This is a genomic window from Paenibacillus agaridevorans, assembly GCF_003112455.1.
Lineage (GTDB): Bacteria > Bacillota > Bacilli > Paenibacillales > Paenibacillaceae > Pristimantibacillus > Pristimantibacillus agaridevorans.
In genome coordinates, this window is record NZ_BDQX01000292.1 from 39,130 (window position 1) to 52,608 (window position 13,479).

The window sequence follows — 13,479 nt, forward strand, 5'->3', positions numbered from 1 at the left end:
GACGCGGCGGTGGAAGTGGTGCGTCCCGCCGGCGACAGCGGCGAGGACGTAGAGACCTGGCTGCGCCGTCTGCGCGGCGAGCCCGGGGTCGCTTACGTGCACCCTAATGGCGTGGTGCACGTGCTCTCCGGCGCCGGGGCAGACAGCGGGGCCGCCAATGCGGCCGGCACAGAGGGCGAGGCTGCGTCGGCCAGATTTGGCGACGCAGGTACTCTTGATTCGAAGTACGGACGGGCAGCAGTGTCCAAAGCCTCGCCATCGAATCCATCTGCTGGCACTGACGACGTACAGATTGCTCCGTCAAGCAAGTCCGGATCGTTAGATGCAAAGAGCGAGCCGTTCAATCGCGCAACGTCGCCATCCAATCCATCTGCCGACCCTGACAACATGCAGACTGATCCCGCATCATCGCCATCCGCTGCCCAGAGCGAACAGGAGGATCCAACGGCTTTGCCATCCGATGCGCCAATCCAGTCTCCAGCCGCAGACTCTCCGTCGGGGGCGCCGGAGGCGGGACTGGCCGCCGCGAAGCAGCAAGCCGTGAAGGCGAACGATCCGGAGCTGGCGAAGCAGACGCATCTGGGTCTGATTGGCGCCGCCGAGGCTTGGAAGACGGTTAACGGCAATACCGGCATTACGATCGCGCTGGTCGATACCGGCGTGGATCTTGACCATCCCGATCTGAAGGATAATCTGGTGACCGGCGTCAATCTCGTAGAGCGGGGCAAACCGCCGGAGGATGACAACGGTCATGGCACCAGCGTGGCGGGCGTGCTTGCCGCAGCGGGCAATAATGGAGTTGGCGTGGCCGGCGTGATGTGGAATGCCAAACTTATGCCAATTAAGGCGCTTGACCAATGGGGCGACGGCACGGAGGAAGATCTGGGCGAGGCTATCTTGTATGCCATGAAGAACGGCGCCAAGATCGTTGTGCTGTCCGTCGGCCTGCACCGCGAGTCGCCATATATGCAGGACATCGTCAATCAAGCCGAAAAACAAGGGGTGCTGCTGGTCGCTGCCGCGGGCAACGACGGTGTATCCCTGGGCTCCAAGGCGGCGGTGAAATACCCTGCTGCTTATCCGACCGTGCTTGCCGTAGGCGGAGCGCGCGCCGACCGCACGGCCGACACGCGCTCCAATCCCGGCTACGAGCTGGATATTATGGCTCCGTGGCATGTGTACACGACGGCCGTCGGAGGCGGGTACAAGAAGGAAGAAGGCACGTCGATGGCTGCGCCGCAGGTGGCCGCCGTTGCGGCGCTCGTCATGGAACGCAATCCATCTTTTAAACCGTATCAAGTAAGAGAACTGCTTCGTCAGACGGCGAGAGACATGGGGCCGGCGGGCTTCGATTCGACGTCGGGCTACGGTCTGCTGCAAGCCGATCGCGCCATTCTCGGCACGTTGTCCAAGGATGCGCACGAGCCGAACAATTCCAGCGGGACGGCATCGACGTTGCCCCTGCGAGCGAATCTGAACGCCGAGCTGTCGTCTGCCAAGGACGAGGATTGGTACATGGTCGATATTCCTTATGACGGTAAGCTGACGATCGGGTACGAGGGCCGCGTTGCGGCTGGCAGCCCGACGCCTACGGTCCGCTTCGGTTATTACGAGGGCGGCAAGCTCGTGCGCGAGGAAGATACAAAGCTTGCCGGCAAGTCGATTGAATTCGCCGTAAATAAAGGGTCAGGACGAATCAAGGTGCAATTCAGCAATCCTGCTCAGACTCAGGCGCTGTCGTATGCTTTAACGACCTCTTTCACCATTCGCGAGGATGCTTACGAACCCAATGACCGTATAGGGGACGCCTACGCGCTGCAGCCGCGTTCGCAGACGGTGAGCGGCAATTTTCACAAGCAGGCGGACAGGGATTGGTACGTTGTCGATTTCAAGCAGAACGGCCAGCTCAAGCTGTCCCTGAGCACGAATACCGCTAGGATCGATCCCGGCATCTCCGTGCAGCGGGAGGGCCAGACGTTAATCATCTACGACGACCACGGAGAAGGCGCTTCCGAACAAACGCCAGTCATATCCGTCACCGCGGGCAAATATTATATTCGTGTTCACAATGCGATCTCTCTGGATGCAAGTCCAGTCGCAGGTACATATTCGTTGACCATGGATTTCCAGCCGGCGCTGGTCGATCCCAACGAGCCGAACGACAAGTCGTACGAGGCTTTGTTAATGAAGTCGGGCACCGAATACGTAGGAGTAATTGATAAGTCCGGCGATACGGACTGGTTCCAATTCCGGCTGAGCAGCGACAGCGCGGCAGGACTGACCGTGACGGGCGTGCCGCAAGGCGCCACGCTGAAGCTGGAGATCTTCGACAAGCGCATGAAGCTGTCAGGATCGGGGACGACTGATGCGGCTGGCAGCTTGAAAACGAAGGACCAGGTTCTGGAGGCAGGGGTCTATTACGTCAAAATTACGGCGGACCGCGTGTTTCAGAACAATTATTACCGTGTAAAGCTAAGCATAGATGAGCTTGTCGCAGGCTTCCGGGATATATCCGGCCACTGGGCGAAGGATGCCATCGTCAGCTTAAAGGGCAAAGGTATCGTAAACGGCTCAGCGCCTTACCGCTTCGAGCCGGACCGTTCCGTAACCCGGGCGGAAGCCGTGACGATGATCATCAAAGCCTATAAGCCGATTGTTGCGGCGCCGTCTACGGGAATGTTCAAGGATGTTGGATCGCACTGGGCTCAAGATTCCATTGCAAAGGCCGTCGCCAAAGGCTGGGTGAAAGGATATCCGGACGGAACCTTCAAGCCGGATGAGCCGATTACGCGAGCGGAGATGGCTATCATTATCGGCAACGCCGAGGGTTTAAAACCGAGAATACAGACGACGAGACCGTTCAACGATGTTGCGTTGTACGATTGGTACACTCCCATGCTGAGCGCCATGAAGCAGGACGGCAAGCTTAGCGGCGTGGAAGCGAATCTTTTCAAGCCGAATGACACGGCAAGTCGCGCCGCATTCGCGACGTTGCTGTACCGATATGTATAATGCCGTGTCTGCCCTTAGGGGATATGACGGATGAGGAGGACGGTTGGCCAAGATGTCCGAGATATGGAACACAACGGGAATGACGGGGTTATTTTCGATCGTAGTGGAACTGCTCAGTATTTTCTTCGTCTGGATGCTGCTGCAGGAGGTAAAGTGGGAGACCTTCTTCCAATACCCCCGCCGGCCCAAGGCCAGAATGCTGCAGGTGGTGCTTGCGGTCGGGATCGGCCATCTGTTTGCCGGCTTTATATTGCAGTATTGGGGTTACAGCGTCATGCTTCGAGGTTTTGTCGAATAACATGCGCGAAACATGTCAACAATGGGTAATACATAGCTTCACATCTTGACGGCAATTGTCGATAACCATTCTAGGCGCTCCCGAATTGGCAATTGAAGCCCAGGATGTAAATCGCGGAGCGGCGGGGCAAATGAATCTTTCCAGAATAATTTGGGAAAAAAATGTTCTTGTCGATTATTGTTGCCAGATGTTATGATGAAGTTTAGTGAATGCTCGAGGACTGCCAAAAAACGACAGGTTCAAAGGCTATTTGAAACAGAAATTGCAATTCGCGGAGGGACACAAGATGACCAAAATTATCGTCCGCGGAGGCCAGCGCTTATCGGGAACGGTCCGCGTCAGCGGCGCCAAAAATGCAGTGCTCCCCATTCTTGCTGCCTCATTATTAGCGACGGAAGGAGACAGCGTCATCTGTGACGTGCCCCTCCTCGACGACGTTATGACGATCCAGAGCGTGCTTGCTTCATTGGGCGCTCAGCTTACTTATAATAACGAGACGATGCGGATCTCCGCACCGATTATTCATTCTTGCGAAGCTCCTTACGAGCTCATCCGAAAAATGCGCGCTTCCTTCCTGGTTATGGGTCCGCTATTGGCCCGCATCGGCAAGGTGCGCATCTCGCTTCCCGGCGGCTGTGCCATCGGCACTCGTCCGATCGATCAGCATTTAAAGGGATTCGAGGCGATGGGCGCCGAGATTACGCTAGGCCACGGCTTTATCGAGGCAAGCGTTAAGGATCGCCTAAAGGGCGCCAAGATTTATCTGGACGTTGCAAGCGTAGGCGCCACCGAAAACATTATGATGGCCGCCGCGCTGGCGAACGGCACGACTACGATCGAAAACGCGGCGAAGGAACCGGAAATCGTGGACCTCGCCAATTATATTAACGCCATGGGCGGCAAAGTGCGCGGCGCAGGCACCGGCATGATCCGAATCGAGGGTGTTGAGCGCCTGTCTGGTGCAAGACATAATGTGATTCCGGATCGCGTCGAAGCGGGCACCTACATGATCGCGTCCGCCATTACGGGCGGCGACGTGTTCGTCGAAGGCGCCATCGCCGATCACTTGATGCCGGTCATCTCGAAGCTGCAAGAGATGGGCGTCGAGATTGTGGAGAGCGACAACGGCATTCATGTAAAAGGACCTCATTCGCTTAAGGGCGTCGACGTCAAGACGCTGCCGCATCCGGGCTTCCCGACAGATATGCAGTCCCAGATGATGGCTCTGCTGCTTGTGTCCGAAGGCACGAGCGTCGTCACGGAGACGGTCTTCGAGAATCGGTTCATGCATGTCGAAGAGTTCCAAAAGATGAATGCAAACATTAAGGTGGACGGCCGCTCGGCCATCGTAACCGGAGGCGTGCCGCTCTCTGGAGCAAAGGTGACGGCCACGGATCTTCGCGCGGGAGCTGCGCTGATCTGCGCGGCGCTTCGCGCCGACGGAGAGACGGAAGTAACCGGATTGCATCACGTGGATCGTGGTTATGTTGACATTACGGGCAAGCTGGCTGCGCTCGGCGCAGACATTCGCCGTGTCGCGCTGGACGATGAGCCAGTGCTGGCAAGCACATCGGTACAGATCCAGCAGCATGCCGAGTCCGCACAGCCGAATCCGCAAGTCGCAGCAGCGAAGGCTGCAGCGGTTGCCGCATCCAGTGAACCGGTCGTCGCGTTCAAGCGCGACAAGGAAGCGGTTGTACTGAAGGTGCAGCCGACCTGGGCGTAACATTTTCGCGCATCATTCTTATAACGGGAGACGACTTTACAGCCCTGGAGCGAATAGGCTCCGGGCTGGTCAAAGGAGTCTCCTGTTTGTTTTGCAGTAGAGGAAAGGATAGGAATTTGCTCATCCTTTTTCTATACGTTTCGCGGAAACGACGGCGTCTATAGATAGGACGTTGTCAGGCGTTACTTCTTAGATGGAGAGGTAGATTGCGCGGTGATTAGTGAGGGGAAGCAGATAGAGATGTGGATGTAGATGTGGCAGTAGATGTAGATGGCCTGAGATGATGCAGTTAATGGGAAAAACGCCTCTTAATTTTGTCCCTACTCCGGATTTTGCAACTATAAGTGGAAATCCGCCCTCTAATTACTGGATAATTTGCTTCAACGCTGCTTTTCCATCGAATTATAGGGAGCATTTCCATCTATTTTGTCAAAGTAGTCAATAGTCAGTGAAATAAAGGGAGGTTTTCCCTTTGCTTAGATTAGATTACTTAGATTAGCTTTATAAGCAATTGCAAGTCTTGACCCGTATAAGGAGTTGCAATTCTCGAGAATGGAACACGCTGCGCCTCGCTTCTTGGGGGCGGCGACATCCGTTTCACCCGTGGAACTTCAAATGGTTCCTTTGCTCGGACAAGGAAATGGATTTGTTCTGGGAGGTGCAGCCCTCTTCTGCTCAAAAAACTCTCCCTAATTCCGCATAATCATCGCACGTGAAACACGGTTATTCAGGTTATGATAGAGTAGGCAGAGGTATAACCTCCGCACCAACACCGGGACGGAAGCCGAGAATCGCCGTACCCGCCAGATGACCAGGAAAGGGCTGAGCACCCGCGCTTATGCTGACCAAACGGCTGAACAACGTCACGTTCAAAAATCGGATCATCTTTATCTTCCTGATTAGCAGCCTGGGTCCGTTTATTTGCCTCGGCCTGATCTCCTTTTATACGATCGACTCCATTATCGGCAATAAGGTGGAGGGCGCTCTACAGAGCAATCTGAAGCAGGATCTGATGTCGCTGGAGAATACGCTTAACAACCTGAACCATGTATCCCAACAGCTCGCTTACGGCGGCAACACGAATCGTCTGATTGAGCAGCTTGAGACGGAGAAGGAGCCGTACGAGCGGCTTCGTCTCAACAACGAGATTCGGAGAGAGCTTAATAATATCACTTTTTCCAATCCTAATATCGGGCTGCTGATGTATTATGACCCCGATACCGAAGGGTATAAATTTGAGAACTTCCGCGTGCGCGGCGATTTCCATCCCGATAACCTCCCGCTTATGGCGGAGTATCCGGAAATTACGTATTACGGGCCTCACCTCAGCTACAACGGATCTATTAATCAATATGTGTTCAGCATTATGCGCAAAGTGAATCTGCCGGACCAAAATCTGTACCTTTACATTGAGACCGGCCGTAATGCGCTGACAATGTTATTTGCTCCCCAAAATCGGAAGGAAAGCTCGCGCAGGCTGCTTTTGCTCGATAATGAGGGCGAGGTCGCGTTCAGCGAAGTAAATGAGGTGTTCGAGGAGCGGACGCCGTTCCCTAATCGCGAAGCTGCATCCTCATCGGGCACATCGGGAGGTTACTTCTGGAGCAAGGAAGTCAGCAATCAAGGCTGGAGTCTTGTGTCCGTCGTGCCGGAGAACGAGATCAACCAAGAGCGCAATCGCTGGCTGCTGCAGATCGCGGGCTTTTTCCTGCTTTTCCTCGTCCTCGCCGTTTTTGTCGCCTGGCTGCTATGGAAGATGGTTTATCGGCCGCTCGATAAGTTTCACCGCGAGATCAAGTCGCTTACCCAATCGGAGGAGCGTGAGAAGGAGGAGCTGACCCATATTCCGGAATTCGATTTTCTGCTCTATCAGACGCGCAGCATGAAGCGCAAGATCTGGGTGCTCTACGACGAGATCGAGGTCAAGGAGAAGCGCAGAGCGGATCTGGAGGTGGAGAAGCTCTTGTACCAGATTAATCCCCACTTTCTCATGAATACGCTCGACACGGTGCACTGGTTGGCGCTTATGAACGGGCAAAAGGAGATAGACAAGCTGGTGCTGAGCCTGAACAAGCTGCTGTATTACAACTTGGGCAAAATGGGCGAAACATCCACCATCGGCGACGAAATCGAAGCGTTAAAGGAATATTTGCAGCTCCAGCAAATCCGGTACGACTTCCAGTTCGACGTTGATATCGATGTCGACGAGAACAGTCTTGGGCTACCAAGTCCGCGCTTCCTGCTGCAGCCTATGGTGGAGAACGCGCTGTATCACGGTGTCAGCGACGACGGTTACATCTATGTGGGCATTGCCTTGCAGGACGACAGCTTGCAAATTACGATCCAGGACAACGGAGCCGGCATGAGCCGCGAGATGATCGCCCAGCTGCTGGACGAGGATACGGAGGACCATGACAAGGTCGGCATGGGCATCGGGATGAAATATGTGAAGCGGATCTTGCGTGCAAGCTATGGCGACGAAGCCAAGCTGAACATTCGCAGCGAGGTGGGCAAAGGCACGGTCGTTTCCCTCAGACTGCCTGTTACAGAGGAAGCGAAAGCTTCTGCCGCCATGCTGGCGCGGGAGCGCAAAGAAGCCGGGGGGCAGGAGCCTGGCCGCGTGCTTGAACCTGCCGACGCGCACGGGATTGCTGAGGCGGAAGTCGCGCCGAAGCCGCAACAACCGGCAACAGAGGAGGAATAACCACTATGATTTCCGTTTTAATCGTTGACGACGACAAACTGGTGCGCAAAGGTTTGGCTTCCTCCATGCCGTGGGAGACATTCGGAATGGAAATCGCGGGCGAAGCGAACAATGGGGAGAATGCGCTAAAATTCATGGAGTCGCATCCCATCGATTTGCTTATAACGGATCTGTCTATGCCGGTTATGTCCGGCATCGAGTTAATGCGAATCGTGCGGGAGAAGTACCCGGAGGTGCAGATCGTGGTGCTGTCGCTGCATCAGGACTTCGAATACGTGCAGGAAGCGCTTCGCTTAGGCGCAATCGACTATATCGCCAAGATCCAGCTGGAGCAGGAGCAGTTCGAAGAGGTGCTGGGACGCATCGTTCGGTTGATGGAAAGGAAGGACGGCAGCTCGCCGGGAGCCGGAGGCGAACAACGAAAGAAGTCGGCGCTTGGCGGGGACGAGCTGTATGTCTACTATTCGCTCAGTGCGAACCCCGAGGAAGCGCAGCGGCCGGTAGGTCTTCCGGATGTCATCGAGGAAGCCGAACCCGGCATCTGGTATTCGGCCGCCCCGCCAGTCGCGGCGTTGACCGGTGGGGGAAGTATGGCGATTCCCGAAGTCCAAAGTTCGGCGGCAGCCGGGCGGGCTAACGAGGGCAAGGAGGAGTCCGGCGGGGCGAGCCCGCTCACCGTAGCCTGCGTTCGCTTTACGGGCCTCTCCGGGCTGGATCCCAAGTCCGTTTTGGGGCTAATCCGCTCGTATGGCAAACATGATCTGTTCTACGACTATCGCCCGGGCATCGCTTTCGCGGAATTGGACGCTGTCTGGTGCCAGGCTCGTGAGAGTGCGGGTGCTGCACCGATCGACAAAATCAAGGAGCGCTGGGCTGCGGCGGACTGGATATCCGACGATGCAAGGTTCCGCGAGCAGTTAGATGAGCTGAAGGAGCTGCGGATGCCGCCAGTGCGGCTGATCCGCATCTTTTACTCCCTGACCGACGAGTGGAACCGGCTATACCAAGCGCTATTGGCCCAGCCTATCGAGATCGAGGACTTCTTTCCGAGCTGGTCCTTGTTCGGGGACTGGCTGGCGGAGGCGCGCGACCAGATCAAACGCGGGGGGACGAAGCCGCTGTTTTCGCAGGAGATCCAGAGCAGCATCATGAAGGCGATGAGCCTCGCGCAGCAGAATGTCAGTGAGCCCATCTCCTCCGCGGAGATCGCGGCGATGGTCAACATGAGCGGCAGCTACTTCAGCCAGTGTTTCAAGCAATACGTCGGGCGCACGTACACCGACTATGTCCGGGACATTAGAATGGACCGGGCCAAGGATTACCTGCGAAGCACGAACAAAACGATTGGGTGGGTCGCCGAGCAGATCGGCTATCACGACGAGAAATACTTTAGCCGCCTGTTCCGGGAGCATGTCGGCGTCCTGCCAAGCGAGTTCCGGCAGCAGCATTAGCGTTAAGGAGTACGAAACAGACCTCGCAAACAGGCGAGCACGACGGCTGCCAGGCATGAGTATGAATTTCGAGTGCAATAGCTCGACCGAGCGTACAAGTGATGGAGTACGGTGTTTCTAACACATCATTCCCCTTTTAGTGAATAGGGTAGACATTTTTTTGCGGTTTTCCCAGGACGGGGAGAAATCATAAAGATGTCACCCTTTTTTTGTGGCGAAAGCCCTCATGACGAAGCGCGCGGCGAGCGGAAGACGGATTGCATGGGGGGGGGAGGGGCCGGCCCCCCATTCTTCGACAAATGTTCTACCCCGACTCCGTACGGCTCTCTATCTCGGGTCGCGCGGCGGCCGTGCTATAGTGAGATTGTCAATAAGATGACGAAAGAATTTTAAGGGGGATACACATGAAAAAAGCCTTGTTCACCACGCTTGCGATGGTTATGGTCACAGCAAGCCTGGCTGCATGCAGCGGGAACGGCGGCAGCACTACCGAAACAGCCAAGCCGAGCAATAACGTGGGAACGTCCACAAACGCTCCGGCTCCGGAAGAAACCATCGATCCATTCGCAAAATTCGAGCAGGCGACGGAAGTTTCCATCGGCCGCGGCATCGATCCAAACTACAAGTACGACGGCAGCGATACGGCGGAGGACAATGTCTATACGCGCTGGCTCAAGGATAAATACAACATTGTCGTCAAGCATGCCTGGGAAGCCGCCCAAGGCGACGACTATCAGCAAAAGGTCAGCCTGGCCATCTCCAGCAACGATCTTCCCGATGCCATGGTTGTCAACGAAACACAGCTGCGCCAAATGGTAAAGGCCGGTCAACTGGCCGATCTTAACGAAGTGTACAACAAGTATGCAAGCCCCGAACTGAAGGCGGTCTACGACTCCAATCCGGGCTTGCTGGACGGCGTGACGTTCGACGGCAAGCTGTACGCTTTGCCAGAGACGACGCTGCCTTCCGCTTCAATGACCTGGATCCGCAAGGACTGGCTCGACAAGCTCGACCTGAAAGAGCCGAAGTCTCTTGATGATCTCGGCAACATCGCAAAGGCGTTTATCGACAACAAGATGGGAGGCGACAACACGATAGGCATCGTGGGCACGCAGCAGGGCGGCTCGCTCTCCTCCAACTTCTTGGCTTCGACGGATCACTGGTACAACTTCTCGCCATTGTTCTTCGCGAACGACGCTTACCCGGGCATCTGGGTGAAGGATAAGGACGGCAACGCGGTATACGGCTCCACAACGGCAGAGACGAAAACGGCTCTGACGATGATGAGAGACTGGTACGCAAGCGGCATTTTGGACAAAGAGCTCGGCATTCGCAAGTCAACGGCCGAAGTCGTAGCCAGCGGCCAAGCGGGTATTTTCTTCGGCCCTTGGTGGTCGGCGTACAATCTCGGCGATTCCATGGCCAACGATCCGAACGCCAACTGGAGGCCGTACGCGGCTCCGCTAAACGACTCGGGCCAGTTCAATTCCAATCAGGCGACAGGCAGCAGCTACATCGTCGTGAACAAAAACGCAAAACATCCCGAAGCCGTTATCAAGATGACGTCGCTTCATAAGTGGACCAAGGACGAAGAGTACAAAACGTTGACCGCAGGCAAGGAAATGACGTCCCAAGAGGTGCCGTTGTTCCTGATTCTCGGCGCGGGCGATCAGCTCGAGTACGCGGTGGATTCGCTCCGCAAAGTGCTGACCGGCGAAATGAAGCTCGATGATGTCGACGACATCAATTACAGCTGGGCCTACGAGATGGCGACGCATGTTCAAGCGATCAAGAAGGAGCCGTTCGACAACTACGACATTCAATATTTTGACCAGCAATCGGACCCTGGCTTTTTCTCTCACATCTATGCACATCTAAACGGCGGTTCCACGTTCGTCGACGCCGATATCAACTGGACGCGAAGCATCGCGACGGCTCAGACAAAGACGATGGAATCCCGTTGGACGAATCTCAAGAAGCTCGAGGACGAGATTTTCCTCAAGATCATCATGGGCAGCGCAGACCTGAGCGCGTTCGACGAGTTCGTGACGAAGTGGAAGGATCAAGGCGGCGACAAAATTACCGAAGAGGTAGATGCGCTGAAATAGAAAGCAAAGATCAAGACGGGCGGCTCGGCCGCTCGTCTTTGGTCTTCTGGAGGGGAGCGGCGAGAGAGTGATACCTAGAAGCTTTGCCAAACATTTTTACATCATGCTGATTCCGGGGTTGTTGTGGCTCATCTTCTTCAACCTCTATCCCATGTACGGCGTCGTTGCGGCATTTAAGGAGTTCAACCCCGGGCTGGGCCTCTGGCGTTCGCCGTGGATCGGTCTCGAGAACTTCAAGTATATGTTTGAGCTTGACGACAGCAAGATCATCTTCCGCAACACGATCGTCATCGCGTTTTCCAAGATGGTCGGCAATCTGATCGTCCCGCTGGTCTTCGCGCTGATGCTAAATGAAGTAAAGAACCGACTGTTTACTCGGACGGTGCAGACGATCGTCTATCTGCCCCACTTCCTGTCGTGGGTTATCGTCGGCGGCATGATGCTGGATATCTTCGCGTACAACGGTCCGGTCAACTCGCTGTTGTCTGCCATGGGAGTGGAACCGATTTTGTTCTTGGCGAACGCGAACGCATTCCCCGCGCTGATTGTCGGCAGCGACATCTGGAAGGAGTTCGGCTTCAACGCCATCATCTTCTTCGCGGCTCTGACGTCGATCAATCCGGAAATGTACGAGGCGGCGGCCATTGACGGCGCGTCCCAGTGGCAGCGTCTGATGAAAATCACGATACCGAGCATTATGCCCGTAGCGGCGCTTTTGGCGACGCTGAGTCTCGGCAATATTTTGAACGCGGGTTTCGATCAAGTCTTTACGATGTATAATCCATCCGTTTATTCGACTGGAGATATCGTAGACACCTGGGTATACCGCGCCGGTCTTATCGACTTCCAGCACGGACTCGCAACGGCTGTCGGCTTGCTCAAGTCGGTTGTCGGTCTGGTGCTCATCACCGTATCGTACACGCTGGCTTACCGGTTCGCGAATTACAGGATCTTCTAAACATAGAGACAGGAGTGGATCGCCATGATAGCCGAACGAACGGCCGCGTCCCGATTGTTAAACGGACTGAACCTCATCTTGCTTATTATCATCATGTTGCTGTGCCTCGCTCCGGTCTGGTATACCTTGTCCATCTCCTTGAGCGATAAGGCGGCCGCCGCAGGGGGCCAAGTCTTTTTGTGGCCCAAAGGCTTTACGATGGGCTCCTATATGAGAATTATGGAAGACGCGCAGTTTTTCCGCTCCTTTTGGATCTCGGTGCAAAGGGTCGTGCTCGGCGCAGCCATTTCGTTCTTCGTCATTCTTCTCATGTCCTATCCGTTGTCGAAGACGTCGCGGGATTTCAAACCAAGGAACGTCTTCATGTGGCTGCTCGTATTCGCCATGCTGTTTAACGGCGGTCTCGTGCCGTGGTACCTGACGATGCAGTCGCTGGGCATGATCAACAACATTTGGGGACTGGTGCTGGGCGGAGGCCTGCCCGTCTTCAACGTCATTCTCGTCATGAACTATTTGCGCAATATGCCAAAGGAGATGGAGGAGTCGGCGTTGATCGACGGTGCGGGACCTTGGCGCATTCTGTTCAGCATCTGTCTGCCGCTGTCCGTGCCCGTGCTCGCGACGATTCTCGTATTTACGATCGTGTATCATTGGAATGAGTTTTTCCAGGCGCTGGTGCTGATGAACAAGTCGGATATGTATCCGCTGCAATCGTATATCAAGCAGGTGGCGGTCGTCATCGACCCTACAAAGATGGATGCGGAGCAGGTCAAGCGGATGACCGAGCTGTCCAACCAGACGCTGAACGCGGCGAAAATTTTTATCTCGATGCTGCCGCTGCTCGTGATTTATCCGTTTCTTCAAAAATATTTTGTCAAAGGAATAACGTTGGGCTCGGTCAAGGGCTGAGGTCAGCGTGATGTAAGCGCGAAAGATAGGCGTCGCCGTTGTTCCTCTTACGGCAAAGCGGGCAGTGGCATGGCGCTCCGAATAGATGGCAAGCGAAGCAGGAGGAGAGCAAGTCGTCGATTCCCCACGTGAAGCTGGATCTGAACTTACGAAGTTTTTCGCGAGGGCGCCTCCGCAGGCTACTTCTGCCGAAAGGCAAGCGGAGAGACTCGCTTCGAATCACGGTTCGCGCTTCATAAGTTATCTGCTCCAATAAACAGGCAGCGATCCCCCCTCGGGCGAAGATCGTTGCCCTGGGAGCATCACGTTCAAG

General features: G+C 55.4%; 8 protein-coding genes. All 8 read left to right on the forward strand.

The window, feature by feature from the left end:
- Positions 1–3,012 (forward strand): S8 family peptidase (locus PAT3040_RS24750; RefSeq protein WP_108994784.1); only part of this gene is annotated, 3,012 nt, incomplete at its 5' end.
- 52 nt (positions 3,013–3,064) lie between these two features.
- Positions 3,065–3,310, forward strand: coding sequence for a DUF1146 domain-containing protein (locus PAT3040_RS24755; RefSeq protein ID WP_108994785.1), 246 nt, complete (start codon positions 3,065–3,067; stop codon positions 3,308–3,310).
- 286 nt (positions 3,311–3,596) lie between these two features.
- Positions 3,597–5,036 (forward strand): UDP-N-acetylglucosamine 1-carboxyvinyltransferase, encoded by a 1,440-nt coding sequence (gene murA, locus PAT3040_RS24760; protein ID WP_108994786.1) that lies wholly within the window; start codon positions 3,597–3,599, stop codon positions 5,034–5,036.
- A gap of 838 nt (positions 5,037–5,874) precedes the next feature.
- Positions 5,875–7,740 carry a sensor histidine kinase gene (locus tag PAT3040_RS24765; RefSeq protein WP_108994787.1) on the forward strand — a complete coding sequence of 622 codons (1,866 nt, stop codon included), beginning with the start codon at positions 5,875–5,877 and terminating at the stop codon, positions 7,738–7,740.
- 5 nt (positions 7,741–7,745) lie between these two features.
- Entirely contained in the window at positions 7,746–9,191 is a 1,446-nt protein-coding gene (locus PAT3040_RS24770; RefSeq protein WP_108994788.1) for a response regulator, read from the forward strand.
- Positions 9,192–9,595: 404 nt separating this feature from the next.
- On the forward strand, positions 9,596–11,299 hold the full coding sequence (locus tag PAT3040_RS24775; RefSeq protein ID WP_108994789.1) for an extracellular solute-binding protein: 1,704 nt from the start codon (positions 9,596–9,598) through the stop codon (positions 11,297–11,299).
- Between the two features lie 103 nt (positions 11,300–11,402).
- The gene (locus tag PAT3040_RS24780) at positions 11,403–12,257 is read left to right on the forward strand and encodes an ABC transporter permease (protein ID WP_373863973.1); all 855 of its coding nucleotides are present in this window, start codon (positions 11,403–11,405) and stop codon (positions 12,255–12,257) included.
- A gap of 24 nt (positions 12,258–12,281) precedes the next feature.
- Positions 12,282–13,166, forward strand: coding sequence for a carbohydrate ABC transporter permease (locus tag PAT3040_RS24785; protein ID WP_108994791.1), 885 nt, complete (start codon positions 12,282–12,284; stop codon positions 13,164–13,166).
- Positions 13,167–13,479 lie beyond the last annotated feature (313 nt).

Bases quoted from the DNA above. Each gene is read 5' to 3' on its own strand.
- PAT3040_RS24755 (WP_108994785.1), top strand. From the start codon at position 3,065: ATGTCCGAGATATGGAACACAACGGGAATGACGGGGTTATTTTCGATC.
- murA (WP_108994786.1), top strand. From the start codon at position 3,597: ATGACCAAAATTATCGTCCGCGGAGGCCAGCGCTTATCGGGAACGGTC.
- PAT3040_RS24765 (WP_108994787.1), top strand. From the start codon at position 5,875: ATGCTGACCAAACGGCTGAACAACGTCACGTTCAAAAATCGGATCATC.
- PAT3040_RS24770 (WP_108994788.1), top strand. From the start codon at position 7,746: ATGATTTCCGTTTTAATCGTTGACGACGACAAACTGGTGCGCAAAGGT.
- PAT3040_RS24775 (WP_108994789.1), top strand. From the start codon at position 9,596: ATGAAAAAAGCCTTGTTCACCACGCTTGCGATGGTTATGGTCACAGCA.
- PAT3040_RS24780 (WP_373863973.1), top strand. From the start codon at position 11,403: ATGCTGATTCCGGGGTTGTTGTGGCTCATCTTCTTCAACCTCTATCCC.
- PAT3040_RS24785 (WP_108994791.1), top strand. From the start codon at position 12,282: ATGATAGCCGAACGAACGGCCGCGTCCCGATTGTTAAACGGACTGAAC.